The sequence below is a fragment of the Streptomyces sp. MMBL 11-1 genome, assembly GCF_028622875.1.
Classification (GTDB): Bacteria; Actinomycetota; Actinomycetes; order Streptomycetales; family Streptomycetaceae; genus Streptomyces.
This window is the reverse complement of record NZ_CP117709.1, coordinates 2,650,065-2,673,922: the sequence shown is the minus strand read 5'-3', so window position 1 is coordinate 2,673,922 and position 23,858 is coordinate 2,650,065. Positions and strand designations below refer to the sequence as shown.

Below are 23,858 nucleotides of genomic sequence, written 5' to 3'. Positions count from 1 at the left end.
GCCGCGGTCCGCGCGCCCACCCACACGCACCACCCCCCGCGCGGGGGCAGAAACGCGCGCCCCACGCCACCTCCACGCTTTCGACAGGAGCCCACGCCATGGCCATCGAGGTCCGCATCCCGACCATCCTCCGCACCTACACCGACGGCGCGAAGGCCGTCGAAGGCAGCGGGGACACCATCGCCGACCTCTTCGCCGACCTGGAGAGCCGCCACACCGGCATCCGTGAGCGCCTCGTCGACGGCGCGAACGGCGACCAGCTCCGCCGCTTCGTGAACGTGTACCTCAACGACGAGGACGTCCGCTTCCTCGACGGCATCTCCACCAAGCTCAGCGACGGCGACAACATCACGATCCTCCCGGCCGTCGCCGGCGGCATGCGCTGATGCGGTACGACTCCCCGCTGGCGGCCGTCGGGAACACCCCCCTCGTCCGCCTCCCGCGGCTGTCCCCGTCCGAGGACGTCCGGATCTGGGCCAAGCTGGAGGACCGCAACCCCACCGGCTCGATCAAGGACCGCCCCGCGCTCCACATGGTCGAGCAGGCCGAGAAGGACGGCCGGCTGACACCCGGCTGCACCATCCTGGAGCCCACCAGCGGCAACACGGGCATCTCGCTCGCCATGGCGGCCAAGCTCAAGGGCTACCGCATCGTCTGCGTCATGCCGGAGAACACCTCCCAGGAGCGGCGCGACCTGCTCGCCATGTGGGGCGCCGAGATCATCTCCTCCCCGGCCGCGGGCGGCTCCAACACCGCCGTCCGCGTCGCGAAGGAACTCAGCGCCGAGCACCCGGACTGGGTGATGCTCTACCAGTACGGCAACCCGGACAACGCGGGCGCCCACTACGCCACCACCGGACCCGAGATCCTCGCCGACCTCCCGTCCATCACCCACTTCGTCGCCGGCCTCGGCACCACCGGCACCCTCATGGGCGTCGGCCGCTACCTCCGCGAGAACCGGCCCTGCATCCGGATCGTCGCCGCCGAACCGCGCTACGACGACCTGGTCTACGGCCTGCGCAACCTCGACGAGGGTTTCGTCCCCGAGCTCTACGACGCCTCGGTCCTCACCACCCGCTTCTCCGTGGGCTCCGCCGACGCGGTCACCCGCACCCGCGAGCTCCTCCAGCAGGAGGGCATCTTCGCGGGCGTCTCCACCGGCGCCGCCCTCCACGCGGCGATCGGCGTGGGCAACAAGGCGGTCAAGGCGGGGGAGAGTGCCGACATCGTCTTCGTCGTCGCGGACGGCGGCTGGAAGTACCTGTCGACGGGCGTCTACACGGCGGAGACGACAGAAGCGGCGATCGAAACCCTCCAGGGCCAGCTCTGGGCGTAGCCCCGGGCCACCTCAGCGGGCCCGGGCCACCCAGCCTGCCCGGGCCACCCAGCCTGCCCGGACCCTCCCGGCCTGCCCCAGCCCGCCCGGGCCATCCCGGCCCGTCCGGCGCTTGAGGGCGTCTTTCCAGCCGGGAGGTCCGGGCCGCATCGAGCACGTCCGGGCCATCCCAGACCGTCCGGCGTTCGAGGGCGTCTTTTCAAGCCCCTCCGGCGCTTGAGGAGCGGGGCCCGGGGCGGAGTCCCGGAACCAGGGCCCCGCCCCTCACTCCGCCCCCAGCCCCCGCACCCGCTTCCACAGCTCCGGGTCCACCGCCCCCACCCGCCGCCGGAACCCGGCGATCCGCACCTCGCGCAGCTCGTCCGTCTCCAGGAAACTCCGCCGCCCCTGCCGGTCCCCGACCGTCCCCGCGGGCAGCGCGATCACCCCGGGCCGCTCCTCGTGATGCTTGCTGGTGATCTTCGCGACCAGCGCCGTGCGCCCCCGGCCCCGCCCCCGTACCGAGATCACCAGACACGGCCGGTCCTTCGACCCGGGCCCGTCCTCGTACGGCACATCGGCCCACCACACCTCGCCGGCCCGGGGCACACGCCCGTCCCCATGCCCGTCCCCACGCCCTTCCGGGCCCGAAGGCCGCGAGGGCCGGGACGGCGGCCGGGCCGGCCCCGCCGGCTGCCGGGGCCGGCGCGAGCGGGGACCGCGGTCCGAGCGCCCCCGGCCGTCCACCACCGCGGCCACGAGCGCGAGCAGAACCACGGCGACCAGCGCCACCCACCAGAACGTGTTCATCCCCCGACCGTACCGGCGGCCGGAACGGGCGCGGCGGGACAGCCGGTGGGCGCGCTTCCATCGAACCGGTGACAGAGCAGGTGAGTTCCCCCACAACGGAGGGCAGCGGAGGAGCGACGTGGAGTTCCGCGCCTTACGCTCGACAAACCGCAGAACCCATTCCGCTGGAACCGTACGAAGCTCCGCAGGCCCCGTACGCAGCTCCGGCGGAATCGCACGAACCCTCCCCGTTCCCGCGTACCGGAGGTTCACGCTCCATGAAGCTCACCGTCGTCGGCTGCTCCGGCTCGTTCCCCTCCACGGGTTCGGCATGCTCGAGCTACCTCGTAGAGGCCGACGGCTTCCGGCTGCTCCTCGACATGGGCAACGGCGCCCTCGGCGAGCTGCAGCGCCACGTCGGTCTGTACGACCTCGACGCGATCTTCCTCAGCCATCTGCACGCCGACCACTGCATCGACATGTGCGCGTACTTCGTCGTGCGCTACTACCGCCACGACGGCGCCCGCCCCGTCCCTCTCCCGGTCTACGGCCCCGAGAGCACCGAGCAGCGTCTGACCGCCGCCCACGGGGACACCCCCTCCGACCGGGCGATGAGCGAGGTCTTCGACTTCCACACCCTCAAGTCGGGGTCCTTCGAGATCGGCCCCTTCTCGGTCCGTACGGAGAGGCTCCGCCACCCCGTCGACACCTTCGGCATCCGGGTCGAGCACGGCGGCTCCGTCCTCACCTACTCCGGCGACACGGGGGCCTGCGAGGCGCTGGAGGAGCTGGCCCGGGACGCGGACCTGTTCCTCTGCGAGGCGTCGTTCGTCGACGGCAAGGAGGACATCCCGGACCTGCACCTCAACGGCCGCGAGGCCGGCGAGGCGGCGGCCCGCGCCGGAGCGCGCCGGCTCGTCCTCACCCACATCCCGCCGTGGACCGACGCCGACCGCAACGCCGCCGACGCCCGTGCGGCCTACCCGGGGCCGGTGGAGCTGGCGGCCCCGGGAGCGGTGTACGAGTTCTGACCGCGGGCCACCGAGCCGAGGCCCGCTCTGCGAGACTTCCGGGATGATCACGATCAGACCCGCCCGGGACGGCGACCTCGACGGTTTCCTGGCCCTGGCGTCCCAGGTCGAGCACTGGTTCGGGCCGATGGTCGAGGAGCCGGGCTTCCACCGCGCGGTGGAAGCCCACATCCGTGACGGGGCGGCGCTGGTCGCCGAGTCGACGGAACCCGGCGGGCCGGCCGACGCGTCCGGCCCGGTCGGCGGCCTCCTGTTCGGCGCCGAACCGCCCACGTACCACGTGCACTGGCTCGTCACCTCCGAGCGCTGCCGGGGTGCGGGCGTGGGCCGGCTGCTGATGGCGGAGGCGATGCGCCGGTACGTCACCGGGCCCGGCACCGTAGAGGTGATCAACCTTCGGCCCCGACCACCCCGGGGCCGTGGAGAGCGGGGCCCGGGTCTTCTACGAACGGCTCGGATTCCGCCCCGGCGAGGCGGCCGGCCCGGGCCCGGAGGGCGGCTCCCGCCAGGTCTACCGGCTGCCGGTACCCGTGCCCGTACCTGTGAGCCGGCGGTGACGCGACCGTACGGCAGGCACGGCGAAGCCCCCGCCCCGGAAGACATCTTCGGGAGGCGGGGGCTTCGGCGTACGGGCGTGGCGGAGGCTACTTCGCCTCGGCCTTCTGCAGCTCGGCGAGCTCCTCGTCCGACTCCCGGCCCGGGGTCGGCAGGTTGAACTTGGTGATCGCGAAGCGGAAGATCACGTAGTAGACCACCGCGAAGCAGAGGCCGACCAGGACCAGCAGCCAGGGCTTCGACGAGATACCGAGGTTCAGCCCGAAGTCGACCAGACCGGCCGAGAATCCGAAGCCGCTCTTCATGCCGAGCGCCCAGGTCAGGGCCATCGACACACCGGTCAGCACGGCGTGGATCGCGTACAGCACCGGGGCGATGAACACGAAGGTGAACTCGATCGGCTCGGTCACACCGGTGACGAACGAGGTGAGCGCGAGGGAGAACATCATGCCGCCGACGACCTTGCGGCGCTCCGGGCGGGCACAGTGGACGATCGCGAGGCAGGCCGCCGGAAGGGCGAACATCATGATCGGGAAGAAGCCGGTCATGAACTGACCTGCCGTGGGGTCGCCCTCCAGGAAGCGGGCGATGTCGCCGTTCTTGCCGTTGTACTCGCCCGCCTGGAACCACGGGAAGGAGTTCAGCAGGTGGTGCATGCCGACCGGGATCAGCGCACGGTTGGCGACACCGAAGATGCCCGCGCCGACCGCGCCGGAGCCGACGAGCCACTCGCCGAAGTTGTGCAGACCCGAGCCCAGGACCGGCCAGATCAGACCGAAGGCGATACCGATGAGCAGACCCGCGAAGGCGGAGAGGATCGGGACCAGGCGGCGGCCGCTGAAGAAGCCGGCCCAGTCGGGCAGCTTCGTCCGGTAGAACTTCTGGTAGAGCAGCGCCACGACGATGCCCATCACGACACCGCCGAGGACCTTGGCGTCCACCGGCGCCTCGGTCATGACTATCTTGCCGTCGACGACCTTGGCGACCTTGTCCAGGTTCGGGTCCGTGAACGTGGCCAGCACCTTCTGGAAGACCAGGTAGCCGGTGACGGCGGCCAGGGCGGTGGAGCCGTCCGACTTCTTCGCGAAGCCGATCGCGATGCCGACGGCGAACAGCAGCGCCATGTTGTCGAGGAGCGCGTTGCCGCCCGCGGACATGTAGCCGGCGAGCTTCGTGACGAAGGTCGGGAACGACTCCCGGCCCAGCATGTCGTCATTGCCGAGGCGGACCAGGAGTGCGGCGGCCGGCAGCACGGCGACCGGCAGCATGATGCTGCGGCCGATGCGCTGCATGACGGCCATCACGCCGGCGCCCTTCTTCTTCTCGGCCGCGGGTGCGGTCTCAGCCGTGGTCATCAACTTCCTCCATGGGACACGGTGCCGCCCAGGTGGTGGATGCGGGGAGGCGGCGACTCGGCAGACGGCGGCAGACAGCCGTGGTCTGGACCACTCAGTGGTGTAGACCAGTTTTAGCATGGTGAGGGTTAGATAAGGAACCTGCAATTCCCTACTTATTCGCAGTAGCAGATCCGGCACGTTCGGTGACATGCCGAAGGCCCCCGGACCGGGTGGTCCGAGGGCCTTGTGCGGTGCCGTGCGCCGGAGCCGAAGCCCCGCCGTCCTGCCGCTCCGTGCTACTTGGTGAGGTCCTTCTCGATCTCCCTCTCGATCTCCTCCGGTTCGCGCCCCGGCGTCTTGAGATCGAACTTGGTGATCGCGAAACGGAAGACCACGTAGTAGATCACCGCGAAGCCCGCGCCGATCGGGATGATCAGCCAGGGTTTTGTATCCAGGTGCCAGTTGACGACGTAGTCGATCAACCCGGCCGAGAAGCTGAACCCCGCGTGCACCCCCAGCAGCCAGGTGATGCCCATCGACGCCCCGGTGAGCACCGCGTGCACGCCGTACAGCAGCGGCGCGACGAACATGAACGAGAACTCGATCGGCTCGGTCACGCCCGTGACGAACGAGGTCAGCGCCACCGAGACCATCAGGCCCGCCACTTCCTTGCGGCGCTCGGGCCGTGCGCAGTGGGTGATCGCCAGCGCCGCGGCGGGCAGGCCGAACATCATGATCGGGAAGAAGCCCGAGGTGAACTGGCCGGCCGACGGGTCCTGGGCGAAGAACCGGGAGATGTCGCCCTGCACGGTCTGGCCGTCCGCCCCGGTGAACTCACCCGCCTGGAACCAGAAGAACGTGTTGAGGAACTGGTGCATGCCGATCGGGATCAGCAACCTGTTTGCGAAGCCGAAGATCGCCGCACCCCAGGAGCCGAGGTCGATGAGCTGCTTGGAGAACCAGGTGAGCGCGTCGCCCACCGGCTGCCACAGCAGGCCGAACAGCACGCCGAGGATCACGCAGAGGAACGCCATCAGGATCGGCACCAGGCGCCGCCCGTTGAAGAACCCGAGCCAGTCGACCAGCTTGGTGCGGTGGTAGCGCTGCCAGACGACCGCGGTCAGCAGCCCGATCAGGATGCCGCCGAGCACGCCGGGGTTCTGCGGCTCGCCGTCGGGCAGGGCCTCCGTCACGGTGCCGTCCATGGGGAAGGCGGTCAGCACCCCCCGGTAGACCAGGAAGCCGACGACGGCCGCCAGCGCGGTGGAGCCGTCCGCCTTCTTCGCGAAGCCGATGGCGACGCCGATGCAGAACAACAGGGGCAGGCCGAGCTCGCCGTCGAGGATCGCGCCGCCGCCGTTGAGCAGGACCTTGGAGGTCTTGTCCCAGAAGGCGCCGTCCAGGTACGAGCCGAAGAGGTTGCCGAGGCTGACGAGCAGGCCGGCGGCGGGGAGGACGGCCACCGGGAGCTGGAGGCTCCGCCCGACCTTCTGCAGGCCCTGGACCGGTCCGTTCCACCATTTCTGCTGCGGCACCGCAGCGGCGCTCGAACTCATGGGCGTCCTCCCGGAACACTTCACGTTTGGCGGTCGTTGCAAACTGGTGTAGACCAGTTGCGTCACGGTCCGGGGTCCCTCCCGAAGGCAGGGCGCCGGTGATCGTCATCTTTAGGGATCATTCGGTTACCCGCTCGTGAAGTTGGGCCAACCGTGCGTTACCGTGGCGAAACGGACCCGCAGCGGGCGGCTGTCTGCGCGCGAAACCAGGGAGAAGACATGGCCACCAAGGCTGAGAAGATCGTCGCCGGGCTCGGCGGTATCGACAACATCGACGAGGTCGAAGGCTGCATCACCCGCCTCCGCACCGAGGTCCACGACGCGAGCAAGGTCGACGAGGCCGCCCTCAAGGCCGCCGGCGCCCACGGCGTCGTCAAGATGGGCACCGCGATCCAGGTCGTCATCGGCACCGACGCGGACCCCATCGCCGCCGACATCGAAGACATGATGTGACCGGCTGACCCCACGCCGGACACCACAGGCCCCGTCCCCCGCCGGAGGACGGGGCCGTGCCATGCGCGTACACCCCCGTCGGAGGACGGGCCGTGCCACGCCCGTACACCCTTCGCCGGAGGACGGGGCGGTGCCATGCCCGTGGCGGGCCGCGCCACGCCCGCACACCCCGCCCAGGCGATCCACGGCGGCCCCACCGCACCCGAACGGAGCCACCCCCACCACCGGATAGGGTCGGGCCCATGTCTCGCATCGACGGCCGCACCCCCGAACAGCTCCGCCCCGTCACCATCGAACGCGGCTGGAGCAAGCACGCCGAGGGCTCAGTCCTCATCTCCTTCGGCGACACCAAAGTCTTCTGCACCGCCTCCGTCACCGAAGGCGTCCCGCGCTGGCGCAAGGGCAGCGGCGAAGGCTGGGTCACCGCCGAGTACTCCATGCTGCCCCGCTCCACCAACACCCGGGGCGACCGCGAAGCCGTACGCGGCAAGATCGGCGGACGCACCCACGAGATCAGCCGCCTGATCGGCCGTTCCCTGCGCGCCGTCATCGACTGCAAGGCCCTCGGCGAGAACACCATCGTCCTGGACTGCGACGTCCTCCAGGCCGACGGCGGCACCCGTACGGCCGCCATCACCGGCGCCTACGTCGCCCTCGCCGACGCCGTCGCCTGGGCCCAGGGCAAGAAGATCGTCAAGGCCGGCCGCAAGCCGCTCACCGACACCGTCGCCGCCATCAGTGTCGGCATCGTCGACGGCATTCCGCTCCTCGACCTCTGCTACGAGGAGGACGTCCGCGCCGAGACCGACATGAACGTCGTCTGCACCGGGGACGGCCGCTTCGTCGAGGTCCAGGGCACCGCCGAGGGCGCGCCCTTCGACCGCAAGGAACTCGGCGCGCTCCTCGACCTCGCCACCGCGGGCTGCGTCGACCTCGCCGCACTCCAGCGCGACGCACTCGCCCGCACCCAGGACGCGTAGCGACCCACCCGCCGCGGGTAAAGAAGCAACCAAATAAGCACCACAGAGCGTCGTTACGGATACGGGCGCACGGGTCGAACCGTGCGTCCGTCCACGTAACGCACCCGGGGAGGGACCGCACCATGGCTTCGCGCCGCCACCAACGCCTCGCACTCGCCACCGCCGCCACCCTGCTGACGCTGACCACGGCCGTGGGCTGCGCCGGCCTCGACAAGGCGCTCGACTGCGTCCGCACCGCCGACGCCATCGCCACCAGCGTCGGCAAGCTGCAGCAGGCCGTCTCCAACGCCTCCGAGGACCTCACCCAGGCCTCCGAGTCCCTGGACGAGATCGACCGCGAGCTGAAGAAGCTCGACGACACCACGGACAACGCCGACCTCTCCAAGGCCGTCGACGACCTCCAGGCCGGCGTCACAGGCGTCCGCGAGTCCATCGAGGCCGGCGACGCCACCCCCGACATCACCCCGGTGACCGACGCGGCGACGGAGATCGGCAAGGTCTGCACCCCGTAAGCACCAGGGACGGGGCGGGCCGGGTGCACGACCGGGCGGTCCGCGACGGGGCGGCCCGGGGGCGCGACCGGGCGGTCCGCGACGGGGCAACCCGGGCCCGGCCGGGGCGAGGGCGGCACGTCCCGGCCGGGGCCGCCGGGGGCGATAATCGCCCCATGAAGCGCCTGATCCTCGCCACCCGCAACGCCGGGAAAATCACCGAACTCCACGCCATCCTCGCCGACGCGGGACTCGACCTCGACCTCGTCGGCGCGGACGCGTACCCCGACATCCCCGACGTCAAGGAAACCGGCGTCACCTTCGCCGAGAACGCGCTCCTCAAGGCCCACGCCCTGGCCCGCGCCACTGGCCTCCCCGCCGTCGCCGACGACTCCGGCCTCTGCGTCGACGTTCTCGGCGGTGCCCCCGGCATCTTCTCGGCCCGCTGGTCCGGCACCCACGGCGACGACGCGGCCAACCTGAACCTCCTCCTGGCCCAACTCGGCGACATCGCCGACGAACACCGCGGCGCCTACTTCGCCTGCGCCGCGGCCCTGGCCCTCCCCGACGGCACGGAACGCGTCGTCGAGGGCCGCCTGAACGGCGTCCTGCGCCACACCCCGTCGGGCACGGGCGGCTTCGGCTACGACCCGGTCCTCCAGCCGGAGGGCGAGACCCGCACCTGCGCGGAGCTGACCCCGGCGGAGAAGAACGCGATCAGCCACCGGGGGAAGGCGTTCCGGGCGTTGGCGCCGGTGGTGCGGGAGTTGGTGGGATAAGGGTCTGAAACGCCGACAGGCCCACCCCTCATCTCATACGGGTCGGGCCTGTCGGTGGGGTGCGCGAGGAGGGACTCGAACCCTCACGCCACTAGGACACTGGTACCTAAAACCAGCCTGTCTAACCAATTCCAGCACTCGCGCGTCCTCGGCAGTCTACAAGGGGCGAGGCGTCAGTCCTCTGATTCATACGGTGCTTGCCTTCGGGCTCCGGCCCTTGCGACACCACGTTTCTGTCAATGCGTGGCAATTCGGGCACAGATAGCGCAGATTTTCCGCCCGGTTGTCCAGCCAGTCACCGTTGATGTGATCGATCTGGAGCGTGAAGCGCTGTCCCAGCCATGTGCCCGGGTTGCCGCAGGAGACGCATCGGTACGCGACGCCGACCTCCTGCAGTGCACGGTGAAGCCGTTCTCGGTGGACGCGGGTGGATCCGGGCGGTCTGACGACGAGGGTGGTCGACGCGACCGTTCGGGGTGGGGGTACGCGCTCTGCCGTCCAGGAACGACGGGCGAAATGGCCTGTGTCCAGCTTCAGCTGAACGGTTTTGCGTCTCACACGGCGATGGTTGGTGTCGTTGACTTCCAGCCCCAGAGCCCGCATGACGTCCGCGTAGCTCGTGCACCGATGGACGGCATGCCTCAGGGCCTCTTCGGGTACTGTCACGCGCGCGTTGCGGAAATGCGAGGTGTCGACACCACGCCTTCGCAGCAGGCGCGCCAGCGCGGAGCGGGACCGACCGTCATCGGGTATTCCCAGAACGCGAGCAGTGCCACGGATACTGTCGGCGGAAGCTGCTGCCTCCCGTAACTCGTCTGTGGTGAACGGAAGCTCCGTCTGGGTGCGGTTGAAACCCGGGAAGTGGCTGACGTCGATTCCGGCGGCGGCGATGCGGCGGCCGATGTGTGAGAGCGTGCCACTGGCTGGTGGAGCACCGAGTGCTATGACGACCTCGCGCAACGAACTCGAGGTCTTCACCGCTGCCGCGATCGCCGAGTCCGGGTACTTCTTCCACGGGCTGCGTTGCTTGAAGTGCGAAGTGTTCAGACCGAACTCGGCAACCCGCTGCTGGAGCGTGCGCCGCCTGCCGCCGTTCTCCGGCAGCCCGAGGCGGCGAAGCAGGTCTGTCCAATTTGTCGCTACGGCCACCGCCTCCGTCAGACGCTCACGCGTGTACGGGTTGTCCCCCATGTCCCCCTCCGATCCCGGCCGCGAGTGCGTTCGCAGCCTCGTACGGAGTAACGAACCGTTTATCGGACAGTCACGCCCGAAATCCGGTGGAAGCGCGGAACGGCCCGTACCGCTCGCGTCGAGCGGTACGGGCCGTTCCTCCGAGGAAGGCAGCCCGAGGGAGCCGGAAAGGGAGCGGGTCAGAACTTCGGGTCCGGTGACTGCGCCTGGACCAGTTCCGCCGCCTCCTCGTCCGTCTCGACCGACGGCGGGGAGCCGATCAGCGGCTGCTGGGCGGTCTCCTTCATGCAGGCGACCGCGATCAGGCCGACCAGGGCCGCCGCCATCGCGTAGTACGCGGGCATCAGGTTGGAGCCGGTCCAGCTGATCAGGGCCGTGATCACCAGCGGGGTCGTGCCGCCGAAGATCGACGCGGAGAGGTTGTAGCCGACCGACAGGGACCCGTAGCGGACGTTCGTCGGGAAGAGGGCCGGGAGCGCCGCCGACATCGTGCCGAGCATGCAGACCAGGGAGAGGCCCAGCATCAGCATGCCGACCGTGATCGGGAGGATGCCGTCGATCCGGATGAGGAGGAACGCGGGGAGGGAGAGGAAGAGGAAGCCGAGCATCCCGGTCATCAGTAGCGGCCTGCGGCCGAAGCGGTCGGAGGCCTTGCCGATCTGGGCGATGATCGTCATCAGGAACAGCATCACCGCCAGCAGGATCAGCAGGCCGTGCGTCTCGCTGTAGCCGAGCTCGTCGGAGAGGTACGTCGGCATGTACGACAGCAGCATGTAGTCGGTGATGTTGTACGCGCCGACCAGGCAGATGCAGAGGATCAGCGTCCGCCAGTGCTGCCGGAAGATCTTCGCCAGGTCGCCCTTGGCCGTGGCCTCGACGCCGTCCGCCGCCTCGCTCGCGTGCGCCGTGCCGCCCTCCAGCTTCTGGAAGGCCGGGGTCTCGTCCAGGCGCAGTCGCAGGTAGAGGCCGACCAGGCCCAGCGGGCCCGCGACGAGGAACGGGATCCTCCACCCCCAGCTCTCCATCTGCGCGTCGCTCAGGAGGGCGTACAGGGTCGTCACGAGGCCCGCCGCGCCCACGTAGCCGGCCAGGGTGCCGAACTCCAGGAAGCTGCCGAAGAAGCCGCGCCGCTTGTCGGGGGCGTACTCGGCGATGAACGTCGAGGCGCCGCCGTACTCACCGCCCGTCGAGAAGCCCTGGAGCATCCGGAAGAAGATCAGCAGGACCGCGGCCCAGACGCCGATCGAGTCGTGCGAGGGGATCAGGCCGATCGCGAACGTACCGAGGGCCATCAGGATCATCGTCAGCGCGAGGACCTTCTTGCGGCCGACCTTGTCGCCCATCGGGCCGAAGAACATGCCGCCGAGCGGCCGTACGAGGAAGGCCACCGCGAAGGTCGCGAAGGAGGAGAGGAGCTGGGTGGTGTCGTTCCCGGACGGGAAGAACACATGTCCGATCGTCACGGCCAGGTAGGAGTAGATCCCGAAGTCGAACCACTCCATGGCGTTACCCAGGGAGGCGGCCTTCACGGCCCGCTTGACCGCGGCGTCGTCGGTGACCGTGATGTCCGTCCGGCGCAGCCGCGGGTTCCGCCGTTTCCGGATGGCCCGGAAGAGCGTGGGGTGGCGTTTGACCGCATCGGGGTCGGCCGCCTGGTGGGGGTCGGGGGCCGCCATGGCCGGGTCCTTTCCTCGGAGTGTGTTCCAGGAAAGGCTTCTGCGCGGTCGTGGCGGTCGCAAACCGACTTCGGGGGCCGATGCGATCTCCCTCACACGATCTCGACACGTTTTCCGGCCGGGGAGCGTGTCGGGACCGTGTGCGGGGCGGGAGGTTCCCGGCGGTCGCCGGTGGGTGTCAGATGCCCAGATCCCTGATGATCTTGGCCACGTGGCCGGTCGCCTTCACGTTGTAGAACGCGTGCTCGATCTTGCCGTCCTCGTCGACGACGACGGTCGAACGGATCACGCCCGTCACTACTTTGCCGTAGAGCTTCTTCTCGCCGAAGGCGCCGTAGGCCTCCAAAGTTTCCTTGGAGGGGTCGCCCACCAGAGTGACCTTGAGGTTCTCCGTGTCGCGGAACTTCGCGAGCTTCTCCGGCTTGTCGGGGGAGACGCCGATGACGTCGTACCCGGCGCTCGTCAGGAGGTCGAGGTTGTCCGTGAAGTCGCAGGCCTGCTTGGTGCATCCGGGGGTAAGCGCCGCCGGGTAGAAGTACACGATGACCTTGCGGCCCTTGTGGTCCGCGAGCGACACCTCGTTGCCGTCGGCGTCGGGAAGGGTGAAGGCGGGAGCGGTGTCGCCGGGCTTCAGTCGCTCGCTCATGTGGTTCTCCTCAGGTGGTGCGCGGGTCGGACGGGACCGAGGGTAATAGGGGTGCCGCCGGGTGTGCGGGGGTTCGAGCTGACAGACTGTCGATGAAGGTTCAGACGAAGGTTTACCGGACGACGACCACGGAGGCGGCGCAGTGTCGGATGCCAGGACCCCTGCGCAGATCGAGGCGGACATCATCAGCAGGCGCGAGCAGCTCGCTGTGGTGCTCGACGAGATCGGGGTGCGGGTACACCCGAAGACGATCATCGGTGACGCCAAGGCGAAGGCGGCCCAGTCCGTGGACCGGACGGCCGGCCGTGCCTTCGTCGCGGTGAACCGCTCGGTGTCGGAGGTGAAGGCGCAGTTCGTCGCGGAGGACGGCTCTCCGCGGCTGGAGCGGGTGATTCCCGCGGCTCTGCTGGTGGTCGGCGTGGTGGGGCTGCTCGCCGCGTCCAGGCGCCGCCGCGGGTGACCGGTGGTGGCCGGTGCGCGTCCGGAGGCGTTCGGCACCCGGAGGCGTACGGCCCGGGGCCCGGCAGGTAGGTTGCGGGCGTGAGCGACAACACCCACGAGGGCCATCGCGGCGCCACCGGCTCCGCCGAAGACGACAAGCTGCCCATCCGGATGCTGCATGACCGGGTGCTGGTGCGGAACGACGCGTCCGAGGGCGAGCGGCGCTCCGGCGGCGGCATCCTGATCCCGGCGACGGCCGCGGTGGGCCGGCGGCTCGCCTGGGCCGTCGTCGTCGCGGTCGGGCAGAACGTGCGGACGGTGGAGCCCGGCGACCGGGTGCTGTACGACCCCGAGGACCGTGCCGAGGTCGAGGTGCGGGGCGTGGCGTACGTACTGATGCGGGAGCGCGATCTGCACGCGGTGGCCGCTGACCGGTTCGAGGGTTCGGTGGATTCGACCGGGTTGTATCTGTAGGACCTTGTGTCGGGGCCTGGTGACCGGTGTCACCAGGCCCTTTCCTCGTTTTTTGCTACGGTGGGACCACCCCGACGAGACGCGCCGTACCGGGTCTGCAAAGACGACGCACCCGTTTCTGTTCACGTGGTTCGTCGTCGGAGGTGCCTGTCATGGCGTGGGTTCTGTTGATCATTGCCGGTGTGCTCGAAGTGGGCTGGTCGATCGGGATGAAGTACACCGAGGGGTTCACCCGGCTGTGGCCGAGCGTGTTCACCGGCCTCGGGATCGTGGCGAGCATGGTGTTGCTGTCGCAGGCGGCGAAGACCCTGCCGATCGGTACGGCGTACGGCGTGTGGGTCGGTATCGGCGCGGCCGGGGCGGCGATCGTGGGCATGGTCGCGCTGAACGAGCCGGCGACCGCCGCCCGGATCTTCTTCGTCTGTCTGCTGCTGGTGGCCGTGGTCGGCCTGAAGGCGACCTCCGGGCACTGACGCACGGGCTCCGGCGGGCCGGTCATACCGGGCGGACGCCGGGGAGGCCGGGGCCGCGAACGCCCTCGACGGAGCCTCCGCCGCCCCCTTCGCTGTCGCCGTCACCGCCGGTGCCGCCGGTGCTCCCTGTTTCTCCGGAGCCGCCGGTGGCGCCGGCGGTGCCGTTCGTTCCGCTGTTGGCCGCCCCGTCCGTGTCCGCCCCGTCCGTGTCCGCCCCGTCCGTGTCCGCGCCGGACGTGGGCGGGCTGCTCGGCGTGGTGCCGGAGGGGGCGGCGGTGGGTTCCGTCGAGGAGGACGGGTCCGTGCCGCCGTCGGGGTTCTCGTCGACCGGTGGTTCGTCCCCCTTGTCGGAGCCGGGTGCCGGCTCCAGGTCGAACTCCTGGGCCGGGGAGGAGCGCAGCGCCGCTTCCGTGTAGGCGGCCCAGGTCTCGGCCGGGACGCCGCCGCCGTTGACGCGGGACAGGCCGAGGGCTCCGTACAGCGGTGTCTGGGCGGCCGTGTCCGGGTTCTGGCCCATCACGGCGACGACGGTCGCGAGGTCCGGGGTGTACCCGGCGAACCAGGCGGCCCGGTCCTCCTCCGCCGTGCCGGTCTTGCCCGCGGCGGGGCGGCCCACGGCCTGGGCGGCCGTGCCGGTGCCGCCCTCCACGACGCCGCGCAGCACGGCGGTGGTGGTGTCGGCGGCCTCGCGGCTGACGGCCTGGTCCGTCGTGCGCTCGGGCAGTTCGATCTCCGCGCCGCCCTTGGTGACCTGGTCGACGAGGACGTGATGGCCGTGCCGGCCGTGGTCGGCGAGGGTGGCGTAGGCCTCGGTCATGTCCAGGACGCTGGCGTTGGCGGTGCCGAGGGCGATGGAGGGGGAGGCGGTGAGGTCGGGGGTGTCGGCGGGGATGCCGAGGGCGACGGCGGTGTCCCGGACCTTTCCGGGGCCGACGTCCTGGGCCATCTGCGCGTAGACGGAGTTGACGGACTTGTCGGTGGCGGTGCGCACGGTGATGGCGCCGTAGTCGACGTCGTCCTCGTTGGCGGGGGCGTAGTCGGTGGCACCCTGCGGGCCGACGACCTTACGTTTGTTGGTGCCGTCGTAGACGGTGTCGGGCGTGATGCGCCGGCCGTCCTGGGTGGTGGAGTCGTTGACGACGGCGGAGGTGAGGACGAACGGCTTGAAGACGGAGCCGACCTGGTAGTCGCGGCGGGTCGCGTTGCTGACGTACTGCTTCGTGTAGTCGATGCCGCCGTACAGGGCGACGACCTTGCCGGTTTCGGGGACGATCGAGGCCCCGCCGACGCGGATGTTGCGGTCGGCCTCGCGTCCGGTGCTGGTCCTGGCCATCACGTTGGCGTCGACGGCCTTGACCAAGGCGTCCTGCTTGGGCTTGTCGAGGGTCGTGGTGATGCGGTAGCCGCCGGTGGCGAGGGTCTCCTCGTCGAGGATGCCGCGCTGGTTCAGGTAGTCGTCGACGGCCTGCACGATGTAGCCGCGCTGTCCCGAGAGCCCGGTCGGCGGTCTGGCCTCGCCGGGGGTGGGGAACGTCGTCGTCGCCCGTTCGGCCGCGTCGAGCCACTTCTCCTTGACCATGCCGTCCAGGACGTAGTTCCAGCGGTGCCGGGCGGCGGGCTCGCTGTCGGGGTGGGCGACGACGTCGTAGGCGCTGGGGGCGTTCAGCAGGGAGGCGAGGTAGGCGCCCTCGGCAGTGGTGAGGTCCTCGACGTTCTTGCTGTAGTACGCCTGGGCGGCGGCCTGGATGCCGTACGCGTTGCGCCCGAAGTAGCTGGTGTTCAGGTAGCCCTCGAAGATCTGGTCCTTGGTCTCCTCGCGGTTGAGCTTGACCGCGATGAAGAACTCCTTGGCCTTGCGCACCACGGTCCGCTCCTGGCCGAGGTAGTAGTTCTTGACGTACTGCTGGGTGATCGTCGAGCCGCCCTGTTTGCCCTTGCCGGTCACGGTGTTCCAGCCCGCCCGGACCATCGCCTTCACGTCCACGGCGCGATCGGAGTAGAAGTCCCGGTCCTCGGCGGCCAGTACGGCGTGCTGGACGGTCGTGGGGACCTGGGAGAGCTTGACCTTCTCCCGGTTCACCTCGCCGTCCCGGGCGATGACGCTGCCGTCGCTGTAGAGGTAGACGTTGGACTGGGCGGTGGCCGAGGCGTTGGCGGCCGGGATGTCGACGAACTGGTATCCGGCGACGAATCCGCCGATGAGGAGAAGGGCGAGGCCCAGGACGGTGCCGAGGGTCATCCGCCAGGTCGGGATGGCACGCCGCCAGCCGGTGCGCCGCTTCTTCCCGTTCCCGCTGTTGCCGTTGCCGTTGCCGTTGCCGTCGTCGTCGCCGTTCCTCCCGCTCACCCCGTTCTGTCCGGGCGGCTCTCCCCGGTGGCTTCCGGGTGCGGCCGCCGCGCCCGAGGGGTCGCGGGGTGCCCAGTGCTGTGACGCGTCGCTCATGTCCGTGGGGCTCCTCGGGCGTGGTCAGTTCTCCCATAATGCCCGCTTGGTCAGGAAATCATCAGTTATTCCCGGTTTGCTCCCCCCATCGGTCGTCATCGTCTTCATCGGTCGTCAACAGTCGTCACCGGTCGCCGTCCGTCGTCCCGAAATACGGTCGCGGGGGCGGGAGCACGTGCACTAGGGTCGGCCGCTTTGGTGTCGGGAGCCGGTGGCGGCGGTGGAGAGGGGACGACGTGCGGCTCTACGCGGTGGTGGCGGGGGGTGCGTTCCGGCGCTACGCCACCTACCGGACGGCCACGGCCGCGGGCGTGTTCACCAACACGGTCTTCGGCTTCATCGTGGCCTACACCTACATCGCGCTGTGGGACGTGCGTCCCGAGCTCGGCGGGTACGACACGTCCGAGGCGCTGACCTACGTCTGGCTCGGCCAGGCTCTGCTGATGGCCTGCGCCATGATGGGCGGCGGCTTCGAGGACGAGCTGGTGGAGCGGATCCGTACGGGGGACATCGCCGTCGATCTGTACCGCCCGGTCGACCTTCAGCTGTGGTGGATGGCGGGCGACCTGGGCCGGGCGGCGTTCCATCTGCTGGGGCGCGGTGTCGTGCCGATGTTCCTGGGGGCGCTCGCCTTCGATCTGGCGCTCCCGGGATCGCCGTGGACCTGGCCGGCGTTCTTCGTCTCGGTCTTTCTGGGCGTGGTGGTCAGCTTCGCGATGCGCTATCTGGTCGCGATGTCGGCGTTCTGGCTGATGGACGGGGCGGGCGCGATGCGGATCGTGTCGCTGGCCGGGCTGTTCTTCTCCGGGATGCTGCTGCCGCTGAACCTGTTCCCCGGGCTGCTGGGCGAGGTGGCGCGGACGTTGCCGTGGTCCTCGCTGCTCCAGGTTCCGGCCGATGTGTTCCTCGGCAAGCACACGGGGTGGGGTCTGGCGGAGGCGTACGCGTTCCAGGGCGGCTGGGCGGTGGTGCTGCTGCTGGCGGGCCGGCTCGCGCAGACCGCGGCGACCAGGAGGGTGGTGGTGCAGGGTGGCTGAGAGCGGGGTGCGGGCGGACGAGGAGTCCCGGACGGACGCGGAGATCCGGGCGGACGAGAAGACCCGGGCGGCGGAGGAGGCCCGGGCGGCGGAGGCGTTCCCCTTTCCGGAGCGGCCCCGGCTGCTGGAGGGCCTGCGGGCGTACGGGCTGATCATGGCGATGTGGGTGCGCTCGACGATGGCGTACCGGGCCTCGTTCGCGATGACGGTGTTCGGGGACTTCACGGTGACGGCCTTCGACTTCGTGACGATCCTGCTGATGTTCTCGCACGTCGACGCCCTCGGCGGCTACACGCTGCAGGAGATCGCCCTGCTGTACGGGGTGTCGGCCACCGCGTTCGGGCTGTGCGACCTGCTGCTGGGTTCGATGGACCGGGTGGGCCGCCGGGTCCGGGACGGGACGCTCGACACCCTGCTGGTGCGGCCGGTCCCGGTGCTGGCCCAGGTCGCGGCGGACCGCTTCGCGCTGCGCCGGCTGGGACGGATCACGCAGGGGCTGCTGGTGCTGGGCTACGCGCTGCTCTCGCTGGACATCGCGTGGACGCCGCTGAAGGTACTGATGCTGCCGATGATGGTGGTGAGCGGCGCGGCGATCTTCGGGGCGGTCTTCGTCGCGGGGGCGGCGTTCCAGTTCGTGGCGCAGGACGCCTCGGAGGTGCAGAACTCCTTCACGTACGGCGGGACGACGCTGCTCCAGTACCCGCCCACGATCTTCGCGAAGGACCTCGTGCGCGGGGTGACGTTCGTGGTGCCGCTGGCCTTCGTCAGCTGGCTGCCCGCGCTGTACGTGCTGGGCAGGGAGTACCCGGTCGATCTGCCGCAGTGGGTGGCGTTCCTGCCGCCGCTGGTGGCGGCGGGCTGCTGGGTGCTCGCGGGCCTCGCGTGGCGGGCGGGGCTGCGGGCGTACCGGAGCACGGGCAGTTGAGCGGGAACGACCACGGAGGAGGGTGCGGGCATGGTTGACGGCACAGGCACGGGCACGGGCACCGATGAGGGCACGGGCACGGGTGAGGGCACGTCCAAAGGCACGGGCACAGGTGCAGGCCCGGCCCCGGGCGTCGACGGCACCGGCGACGGCTTCATCACGCTCGACGGCGTCGAGAAGGTCTTCCAGGTCCGCCGCCGCGCCGGTCTGCTGCGCCGGGAGCGCCGCGAGGTACGGGCGGTGGACGGGATCAGCTTCCGGGTGGCCCGCGGCGAGATGGTCGGCTACATCGGCCCGAACGGGGCCGGGAAGTCGACCACGGTCAAGATGCTGACGGGCATCCTCACCCCGAGCGGCGGCCGGCTCCGGGTCGCGGGCATCGACCCCTCCCGCGAACGCACCCGGCTGGCCCACCGCATCGGGGTGGTGTTCGGCCAGCGGACGACCCTCTGGTGGGACCTGCCGCTGCGCGACTCGTACCGGCTGATGCACCGCATGTACCGCATTCCCGACCGGCGTTACCGGGAGAACCTGGACCGCTGCGTCGAACTACTCGACCTGGGCGCGTTGTTGGACGTCCCCGTACGGCAGCTCTCGCTGGGGCAGCGGATGCGCGGGGACATCGCGGCGGCGTTGCTGCACGATCCGGAGGTGCTCTACCTGGACGAGCCGACGATCGGCCTCGACGTGATCTCCAAGGCCAAGGTGCGGCAGTTCCTGCAGGAGTTGAACACCGAGCGCGGGACGACGGTCCTGATAACGACGCACGACCTTACCGACATCGAGCAGTTGTGCAGCCGGGTGATGGTGATCGACCACGGCCGTCTGATGTACGACGGTTCGCTGGCGGGCCTCCACGAGGTGGGCGAGAGCGAACGCATGCTCGTGGTGGACCTGGAGAGCGAGCTCCCGCCGATCGTGCTGGAGCCGGAGGGGGCCGGTGGTGGGCCGGCCCTGCGGGCGGTCAAGGTGGAGGGCCCGCGGCAGTGGCTGGCGTTCCCCGCCGCCGCGTCGGCGGCCCCGCTGGTGGCGCGGATCGCCGCGGAGTACCCGCTGGTCGACCTGTCGGTACGGGAACCGGACATCGAGGCCGTGATCGCGAGGATGTACGCGTCCGCGCGGTGACGGGCGCCCTCCCGGGCCGGCGGCGCGCGCAGGACAGGGGCCTGAACGTCTGTGCCGGGAACGAGTGCGTTCCCTAGGCTGTGCTGTATGACAAGTGAGAGCCCGGACATGCGCGCCTCCGATGCCGAGCGTGAGCGGATCGCGGAACTGCTGCGCGAGGCGGTGGCCGAGGGCCGGCTGGACATGGACGAGTTCGACCAGCGCCTCGACAGGGCCTACAAGGCCCGCACGCACGGGGAGTTGGAGCCGCTGGTCCAGGATCTCCCGGTGCCGGGCCGGGCCGTCGCTCCGGTCGGCTCGTCCGCGCCCGCGCCGCTGCGGGGCTCCGCCGCGAACTGGCCCGCGAGGATCGGCGGCAACGCCACCTCGAAGGGGGCGTTCGCCCTGTGGGGCGGGTTCAGCCGGAAGGGCCGTTGGACGGTCGGCCGGATGTTCACGGCGTTCGCGATGTGGGGCGGCGGCGAGATCGATCTGCGCGAGGCGTACTTCGAGGACCGCGAGACCGTCATCCGCTGCGTCACCATCATGGGCGGCATCCAGGTGACCGTACCGCCCGAACTGAACGTCGATGTCAGGGGCGTCGGCATCATGGGAGGTTTCGGGGAGGGCTCCAACGGGGAGGGCGAGCCCGCCCCGGACGCCCCGTACGTACGGATCACCGGCTTCGCCCTGATGGGCGGCGTCGGTGTGGACCGCAAGCGGACGAAGGCGGAGCGCCGCCGGCTGAAGGAGGCGAAGGAGGCGGAGCGGCAGGCGCGTCGCCGACGTGGCCCGGAGGGTCTGGACGGAGGCGCGGAGGGCGGCGGCCGCAAGGAACTCTGAGGCCCGGGGCCGGCCCGGATCCGGCCCGCCCGTACGCGGCTCAGGTGGCTCAGGTGGCCATGACGGATCCGATGGATCGACGGATCCGACGGATCCGATGGATCAACGGATCGATGGATCGACGGATCGACGGATCGACGGATCGACGGCTCCGGCGGCTCCGTGGCTCCTTCAGCGATGCCTCAACAGTGCCTCAGCAGCGCCTCAGCCGTGCCTCACAGGTGTCGCAGGTGTCGCAGGTGTCTCACAGAGCATCGGACCGGGGAGCGGCGGCCCGGTCCAGGACCTTCAGGTCCAGCCGGTCGCCGAGCGCGCGGTACCCGTCGTCGTTGAGGTGCAGATGGTCGCCGGAGTCGTACGAGAAGAGGATCCGGTCGGGCGCGGCGGGGTCGCGTACCGCCGCGTCGAAGTCCACGTACGCGTCGAAGACCGTGCCCGCCCGGATCTGCTCGTTGACCGCCTGGCGCACGGCGTTGCGCCGGGGCGTCCAGGTGGCGTAGCCCTCGAACGGGGTGAGCGTCGCGCCGACGACCCTGAGTCCGCGGGCGTGCGCCCGGTCGGTGAGGGCGCGCAGGCTGTCCACGATGCGCTGGGGGTCGGACTCCTGGGGGGACTGCTGTACGTCGTTGATGCCGAGGGCCACGATGACCGTCCGGGCCCCGGCGACGGCCAGGACGTCGCGGTCGAACCGGTCGGTGCCCGACTGGCCCCCGGTGCCGCGGCCGATGCCCACGACCCGGTTGCCCGCGATGCCCGCGTTGGCGACGCCGTACCGGCCGCCCAGCCGGTCGGCGAGGACGTCGGGCCAGCGGGCGTTGGCGTCGGTGGTGGAGCCGCTGCCCGCGGTCAGCGAGTCCCCGAGGGCGACGATCGCGCCGCGCGCGCTCTCGCTGCGGACGTCCACGGCGGTCAGATAGCGCCAGCGGGTGGTGCTCCAGGTGCCGCGTTCGTCGATCAGGTAGGAGGTCTGGTGCGTGTTGGGGTGGTAGGTGACCGGCCCGCCCGCCCGCGGGGTGCGGAACCCGACCTGGAGGTCGGAGTCGGGGGCCACGGGCACCGCGACCGGGTCGCTGATGACCTGTCCGCCGGCCGCGACGGTGACGGCCCCTGCGCCCTTGAAGGTCACCGGTCGGGTGTTGACGGTGGCCCGGTCGATGACCAGGGGGGTCGTGCCGAAGAGGTTCGACAGGGTTATCCGGGCGACCTCCCCGCCGATGCTGGTGTGCACGACGTTACGGATGGTGCGTCCGGGGAATCCGTCCTCGGTGCCCGGTTCGGCGCGGACGGGCGCCGCGGCCCAGGTGGTGACCCACCTCCCGCCCGAGGTCGCGGGGGCGACCGGGTTACGGGCGGCCGCCTGGGTCTCGGCGGTCGGGAGGGGTGCCGCCCGGGGGCCGGAGAACAGCGTCGTGCCGAAGGCGACGGCGGCGGCGAGCACGGCGGTGCCCGCCACTAGGGCGATGAACAGGGCATACCCCTGGCGCCTGGGCATGTGCGGTGTTTCTCCTTGTGATGATCGTGCTGGTCCCATGATGCGACAGGCCGTCGGGAACTCGACGTGCGGCCCGGGAGTAGGGGAGGTAGGGACAATGCGTACGTCACGGGGGCGAGGCGCACGCGGACGGGTGGAGCGGATGGAACGGACCGGATCCGGCGAGCAGGGGCAGAGCGAGGACGCGGTGCAGAAGCCGGAGCAGTCGCAGGACCCGTCGGAGCACGCGGAGAAGCAGTCGCAGGACTCCTCGGAGCGCGCGGCGGAGCAGTCGCAGGACCCGTCGGAGCGCGCGGCGGAGCAGTCGCAGGGCCCGTCGGAGCGCGCGGCGGAGCAGTCGGGGAAGCAGTTGTCGGAGCGCGTGGTGCGGCGGGCGCACGAGCCGTCGCAGGACCCGCCGGAGCCGGCACGGGGGCCGGCGGCGGGTGCGGGCCCGCTGGCCTCGTTCGCGTACACCGCCGCCGACGAGGAGAAACAGCGCGGCGTACGGCGCATGAAAGTCACGGCCACCGGCCTCCTTCTGCTCGTCGCGCTCGTGTACGTCCTGGCCACCTGGGCGAAGAACTCAGGCGTGGGGGGCTGGCCGGGCTACGTCGCGGCGGCTGCCGAGGCGGGGATGGTGGGTGCGCTGGCGGACTGGTTCGCCGTCACGGCGCTCTTCCGGCGCCCGCTCGGCCTGCCCATTCCGCACACGGCCATCATCCCCACCAAGAAGGATCAGCTGGGACAGTCCCTCGGTTCCTTCGTTGGCGAGAACTTTCTCTCCGGAGACGTCATTCGTGACCGAATTCACGCTCTGGGGGTCGGCCGGAGGCTCGGGGTGTGGCTCGCGGAGCCCGCTCACGCCGACCGGGTCACCGCCGAGCTGGCGACGGCCCTGCGCGGCGCGCTGACGGTCCTTCGGGATTCCGATGTGCAGGCGGTGGTCGGCGAGGCCATCACCCGGCGCGCGGACGCGGCGGAGGTCGGTCCGGGGCTCGGCAAGATGCTGGAGAAGGTCGTCACGGACGGCGGCCACCGCAAGGTCGTCGACCTCGTCTGCGTCCGGGCGCACGACTGGCTGGTGGAGCACGGCGACTCGGTGATGAACGCGGTGCAGGGCGGAGCCCCCGGCTGGACCCCGCGGTTCGTGGACAAGCGGGTGGGGGAGCGGGTCTACAAGGAACTGCTGCGGTTCGTCACGGAGATGCGGGACATGCCGGAGCACCCGGCGCGCGGATCCATCGACACGTTCCTGACCGACTTCGCGTCCGACCTCCAGAGCGACGCCGACACCCGGGCGAGGGTGGAGCGGCTGAAGTCGGAGATCCTGGGCCGCGGCGAGGTCCAGGACGTCATCGCCTCGGCCTGGTCCTCCGTACGGACGATGATCCTCTCGGCGGCGGAGGACGAGCGCAGCGAACTGCGTATGCGGGCGCGCGCCTCGCTGATGTCACTGGGGGCGCGGCTGGCGAGCGACGCACGGCTCCAGGGCAAGCTGGACGGCTGGCTGGAGGATGCCGCGGTGTACGTCGTGACGACGTACCGCGCGGAGATCACCTCGCTGATCAGCGAGACGGTCGCGGGCTGGGACGCGGACCAGACCTCGAAGAAGATCGAGGCGCACATCGGCCGCGACCTCCAGTTCATCCGGATCAACGGCACGGTGGTCGGCGCGCTGGCGGGCCTGGCGATCTACACGGTGTCGCACGCGCTGAGCGGTTGAGCGGCTGCGCGGCTGCACGGGCTGCACGGCGCGGACGATGCGGTCGGCCGGCCGGCCGGCCGACCGGCGGGCGGGCGGTACGGCATCAGGACGAAGCGGGGGTGCCGGGTGGGAGGGGACAC

Annotated in this window: 23 protein-coding genes, 1 tRNA gene, 1 pseudogene and 1 riboswitch; of the genes and pseudogenes, 16 read left to right on the top strand and 9 right to left on the bottom strand. The window is 70.5% G+C overall.

The window, feature by feature from the left end:
• The first annotated feature begins 98 nt into the window (after positions 1-98).
• On the top strand, positions 99-386 hold the full coding sequence (locus tag PSQ21_RS11455; RefSeq protein WP_274030376.1) for a MoaD/ThiS family protein: 288 nt from the start codon (positions 99-101) through the stop codon (positions 384-386).
• Positions 386-1,336, top strand: a complete 951-nt coding sequence (locus PSQ21_RS11450) for a PLP-dependent cysteine synthase family protein (RefSeq protein WP_274030375.1) — start codon at positions 386-388, stop codon at positions 1,334-1,336. The genes PSQ21_RS11455 and PSQ21_RS11450 overlap by 1 nt, the downstream gene beginning before the upstream one ends.
• A gap of 264 nt (positions 1,337-1,600) precedes the next feature.
• Here PSQ21_RS11450 and PSQ21_RS11445 read toward each other — a convergent pair whose 3' ends face one another.
• Positions 1,601-2,125 (bottom strand): type II toxin-antitoxin system PemK/MazF family toxin, encoded by a 525-nt coding sequence (locus tag PSQ21_RS11445; RefSeq protein WP_274030374.1) that lies wholly within the window; start codon positions 2,123-2,125, stop codon positions 1,601-1,603.
• 257 nt (positions 2,126-2,382) lie between these two features.
• Here PSQ21_RS11445 and PSQ21_RS11440 point away from each other — a divergent pair, with 257 nt between their 5' ends.
• Together PSQ21_RS11440 and PSQ21_RS11435 are read left to right on the top strand one after the other, a co-directional pair.
• Positions 2,383-3,135 (top strand): MBL fold metallo-hydrolase, encoded by a 753-nt coding sequence (locus PSQ21_RS11440; RefSeq protein WP_274030373.1) that lies wholly within the window; start codon positions 2,383-2,385, stop codon positions 3,133-3,135.
• A gap of 43 nt (positions 3,136-3,178) precedes the next feature.
• Positions 3,179-3,692, top strand: a pseudogene (locus PSQ21_RS11435) (GNAT family N-acetyltransferase).
• Positions 3,693-3,779: 87 nt separating this feature from the next.
• Here the strand turns inward: PSQ21_RS11435 and PSQ21_RS11430 are convergent.
• Both PSQ21_RS11430 and PSQ21_RS11425 read right to left on the bottom strand, forming a co-directional pair.
• Positions 3,780-5,045, bottom strand: a complete 1,266-nt coding sequence (locus PSQ21_RS11430; protein ID WP_274030372.1) for a PTS transporter subunit EIIC — start codon at positions 5,043-5,045, stop codon at positions 3,780-3,782.
• Positions 5,046-5,323: 278 nt separating this feature from the next.
• Positions 5,324-6,583 carry a PTS transporter subunit EIIC gene (locus PSQ21_RS11425; protein ID WP_274030371.1) on the bottom strand — a complete coding sequence of 420 codons (1,260 nt, stop codon included), beginning with the start codon at positions 6,581-6,583 and terminating at the stop codon, positions 5,324-5,326.
• A gap of 153 nt (positions 6,584-6,736) precedes the next feature.
• Here PSQ21_RS11425 and PSQ21_RS11420 point away from each other — a divergent pair, with 153 nt between their 5' ends.
• The 4 genes from PSQ21_RS11420 to rdgB all read left to right on the top strand — a co-directional run bounded on the left by PSQ21_RS11420 (position 6,737) and on the right by rdgB (position 9,286).
• On the top strand, positions 6,737-7,036 hold the full coding sequence (locus tag PSQ21_RS11420) for a PTS glucose/sucrose transporter subunit IIB (RefSeq protein ID WP_274030370.1): 300 nt from the start codon (positions 6,737-6,739) through the stop codon (positions 7,034-7,036).
• Positions 7,037-7,278: 242 nt separating this feature from the next.
• Positions 7,279-8,016 (top strand): ribonuclease PH, encoded by a 738-nt coding sequence (gene rph, locus PSQ21_RS11415; protein ID WP_274030369.1) that lies wholly within the window; start codon positions 7,279-7,281, stop codon positions 8,014-8,016.
• A 122-nt stretch (positions 8,017-8,138) separates the two neighbouring features.
• A complete protein-coding gene (locus tag PSQ21_RS11410; protein ID WP_274030368.1) occupies positions 8,139-8,528 on the top strand; it encodes a hypothetical protein in 390 nt (129 codons plus the stop codon).
• A 155-nt stretch (positions 8,529-8,683) separates the two neighbouring features.
• Complete coding sequence (gene rdgB / locus PSQ21_RS11405) at positions 8,684-9,286, top strand: RdgB/HAM1 family non-canonical purine NTP pyrophosphatase (protein ID WP_274030367.1); 603 nt, start codon at positions 8,684-8,686, stop codon at positions 9,284-9,286.
• Between the two features lie 60 nt (positions 9,287-9,346).
• On the opposite strand, the gene PSQ21_RS11400 is transcribed toward rdgB, so the two are convergent.
• The 4 genes from PSQ21_RS11400 to bcp all read right to left on the bottom strand — a co-directional run bounded on the left by PSQ21_RS11400 (position 9,347) and on the right by bcp (position 12,799).
• A tRNA-Leu gene (locus PSQ21_RS11400) sits at positions 9,347-9,430 on the bottom strand.
• A gap of 42 nt (positions 9,431-9,472) precedes the next feature.
• The gene (locus PSQ21_RS11395) at positions 9,473-10,477 is read right to left on the bottom strand and encodes an HNH endonuclease signature motif containing protein (protein ID WP_274030366.1); all 1,005 of its coding nucleotides are present in this window, start codon (positions 10,475-10,477) and stop codon (positions 9,473-9,475) included.
• Between the two features lie 179 nt (positions 10,478-10,656).
• Positions 10,657-12,153 carry a glycine betaine/L-proline transporter ProP gene (proP, locus tag PSQ21_RS11390; RefSeq protein WP_274030364.1) on the bottom strand — a complete coding sequence of 499 codons (1,497 nt, stop codon included), beginning with the start codon at positions 12,151-12,153 and terminating at the stop codon, positions 10,657-10,659.
• Positions 12,154-12,331: 178 nt separating this feature from the next.
• Positions 12,332-12,799, bottom strand: a complete 468-nt coding sequence (gene bcp / locus PSQ21_RS11385) for a thioredoxin-dependent thiol peroxidase (RefSeq protein ID WP_097869138.1) — start codon at positions 12,797-12,799, stop codon at positions 12,332-12,334.
• A gap of 142 nt (positions 12,800-12,941) precedes the next feature.
• Between bcp and PSQ21_RS11380 the strand changes: the two genes are divergently transcribed.
• The 3 genes from PSQ21_RS11380 to PSQ21_RS11370 all read left to right on the top strand — a co-directional run bounded on the left by PSQ21_RS11380 (position 12,942) and on the right by PSQ21_RS11370 (position 14,187).
• Entirely contained in the window at positions 12,942-13,259 is a 318-nt protein-coding gene (locus tag PSQ21_RS11380) for a DUF3618 domain-containing protein (protein ID WP_274030363.1), read from the top strand.
• Between the two features lie 80 nt (positions 13,260-13,339).
• Positions 13,340-13,714: a GroES family chaperonin gene (locus PSQ21_RS11375; RefSeq protein WP_257138866.1), complete on the top strand. Its 375-nt coding sequence runs from the start codon at positions 13,340-13,342 to the stop codon at positions 13,712-13,714.
• Between the two features lie 54 nt (positions 13,715-13,768).
• Positions 13,769-13,827, top strand: a riboswitch (guanidine-III (ykkC-III) riboswitch).
• Positions 13,828-13,866: 39 nt separating this feature from the next.
• Positions 13,867-14,187 (top strand): DMT family transporter, encoded by a 321-nt coding sequence (locus PSQ21_RS11370; protein ID WP_097869140.1) that lies wholly within the window; start codon positions 13,867-13,869, stop codon positions 14,185-14,187.
• Positions 14,188-14,209: 22 nt separating this feature from the next.
• Here the strand turns inward: PSQ21_RS11370 and PSQ21_RS11365 are convergent, their stop codons facing one another.
• Positions 14,210-16,630, bottom strand: a complete 2,421-nt coding sequence (locus PSQ21_RS11365; protein WP_274030361.1) for a transglycosylase domain-containing protein — start codon at positions 16,628-16,630, stop codon at positions 14,210-14,212.
• Positions 16,631-16,866: 236 nt separating this feature from the next.
• Between PSQ21_RS11365 and PSQ21_RS11360 the strand changes: the two genes are divergently transcribed.
• The 4 genes from PSQ21_RS11360 to PSQ21_RS11345 all read left to right on the top strand — a co-directional run bounded on the left by PSQ21_RS11360 (position 16,867) and on the right by PSQ21_RS11345 (position 20,539).
• Positions 16,867-17,667: an ABC transporter permease gene (locus PSQ21_RS11360; protein WP_274030360.1), complete on the top strand. Its 801-nt coding sequence runs from the start codon at positions 16,867-16,869 to the stop codon at positions 17,665-17,667.
• Between the two features lie 121 nt (positions 17,668-17,788).
• Positions 17,789-18,592, top strand: coding sequence for an ABC transporter permease (locus tag PSQ21_RS11355; protein WP_274035710.1), 804 nt, complete (start codon positions 17,789-17,791; stop codon positions 18,590-18,592).
• A 30-nt stretch (positions 18,593-18,622) separates the two neighbouring features.
• Positions 18,623-19,717, top strand: a complete 1,095-nt coding sequence (locus PSQ21_RS11350) for an ABC transporter ATP-binding protein (protein WP_274030358.1) — start codon at positions 18,623-18,625, stop codon at positions 19,715-19,717.
• A 108-nt stretch (positions 19,718-19,825) separates the two neighbouring features.
• On the top strand, positions 19,826-20,539 hold the full coding sequence (locus tag PSQ21_RS11345; RefSeq protein WP_274035709.1) for a DUF1707 SHOCT-like domain-containing protein: 714 nt from the start codon (positions 19,826-19,828) through the stop codon (positions 20,537-20,539).
• Between the two features lie 244 nt (positions 20,540-20,783).
• Here PSQ21_RS11345 and PSQ21_RS11340 read toward each other — a convergent pair whose 3' ends face one another.
• Entirely contained in the window at positions 20,784-22,031 is a 1,248-nt protein-coding gene (locus PSQ21_RS11340; RefSeq protein ID WP_274030357.1) for an SGNH/GDSL hydrolase family protein, read from the bottom strand.
• 97 nt (positions 22,032-22,128) lie between these two features.
• Between PSQ21_RS11340 and PSQ21_RS11335 the strand changes: the two genes are divergently transcribed.
• Positions 22,129-23,736: a DUF445 domain-containing protein gene (locus tag PSQ21_RS11335; RefSeq protein WP_397991858.1), complete on the top strand. Its 1,608-nt coding sequence runs from the start codon at positions 22,129-22,131 to the stop codon at positions 23,734-23,736.
• The last annotated feature ends 122 nt before the right edge of the window (positions 23,737-23,858 follow it).

What these genes read in the sequence shown, in the direction of transcription:
- rdgB (WP_274030367.1), top strand. Translation starts at nt 8,684, where the DNA reads ATGAAGCGCCTGATCCTCGCCACCCGCAACGCCGGGAAAATCACCGAA.
- PSQ21_RS11365 (WP_274030361.1), bottom strand. Translation starts at nt 16,630, where the DNA reads ATGAGCGACGCGTCACAGCACTGGGCACCCCGCGACCCCTCGGGCGCG.
- PSQ21_RS11370 (WP_097869140.1), top strand. Translation starts at nt 13,867, where the DNA reads ATGGCGTGGGTTCTGTTGATCATTGCCGGTGTGCTCGAAGTGGGCTGG.
- PSQ21_RS11410 (WP_274030368.1), top strand. Translation starts at nt 8,139, where the DNA reads ATGGCTTCGCGCCGCCACCAACGCCTCGCACTCGCCACCGCCGCCACC.
- PSQ21_RS11425 (WP_274030371.1), bottom strand. Translation starts at nt 6,583, where the DNA reads ATGAGTTCGAGCGCCGCTGCGGTGCCGCAGCAGAAATGGTGGAACGGA.
- bcp (WP_097869138.1), bottom strand. Translation starts at nt 12,799, where the DNA reads ATGAGCGAGCGACTGAAGCCCGGCGACACCGCTCCCGCCTTCACCCTT.
- PSQ21_RS11395 (WP_274030366.1), bottom strand. Translation starts at nt 10,477, where the DNA reads ATGGGGGACAACCCGTACACGCGTGAGCGTCTGACGGAGGCGGTGGCC.
- PSQ21_RS11450 (WP_274030375.1), top strand. Translation starts at nt 386, where the DNA reads ATGCGGTACGACTCCCCGCTGGCGGCCGTCGGGAACACCCCCCTCGTC.
- PSQ21_RS11440 (WP_274030373.1), top strand. Translation starts at nt 2,383, where the DNA reads ATGAAGCTCACCGTCGTCGGCTGCTCCGGCTCGTTCCCCTCCACGGGT.
- proP (WP_274030364.1), bottom strand. Translation starts at nt 12,153, where the DNA reads ATGGCGGCCCCCGACCCCCACCAGGCGGCCGACCCCGATGCGGTCAAA.
- PSQ21_RS11350 (WP_274030358.1), top strand. Translation starts at nt 18,623, where the DNA reads ATGGTTGACGGCACAGGCACGGGCACGGGCACCGATGAGGGCACGGGC.
- PSQ21_RS11445 (WP_274030374.1), bottom strand. Translation starts at nt 2,125, where the DNA reads ATGAACACGTTCTGGTGGGTGGCGCTGGTCGCCGTGGTTCTGCTCGCG.
- PSQ21_RS11430 (WP_274030372.1), bottom strand. Translation starts at nt 5,045, where the DNA reads ATGACCACGGCTGAGACCGCACCCGCGGCCGAGAAGAAGAAGGGCGCC.
- PSQ21_RS11455 (WP_274030376.1), top strand. Translation starts at nt 99, where the DNA reads ATGGCCATCGAGGTCCGCATCCCGACCATCCTCCGCACCTACACCGAC.
- PSQ21_RS11340 (WP_274030357.1), bottom strand. Translation starts at nt 22,031, where the DNA reads ATGCCCAGGCGCCAGGGGTATGCCCTGTTCATCGCCCTAGTGGCGGGC.
- PSQ21_RS11335 (WP_397991858.1), top strand. Translation starts at nt 22,129, where the DNA reads ATGCGTACGTCACGGGGGCGAGGCGCACGCGGACGGGTGGAGCGGATG.
- rph (WP_274030369.1), top strand. Translation starts at nt 7,279, where the DNA reads ATGTCTCGCATCGACGGCCGCACCCCCGAACAGCTCCGCCCCGTCACC.
- PSQ21_RS11345 (WP_274035709.1), top strand. Translation starts at nt 19,826, where the DNA reads ATGCGCGCCTCCGATGCCGAGCGTGAGCGGATCGCGGAACTGCTGCGC.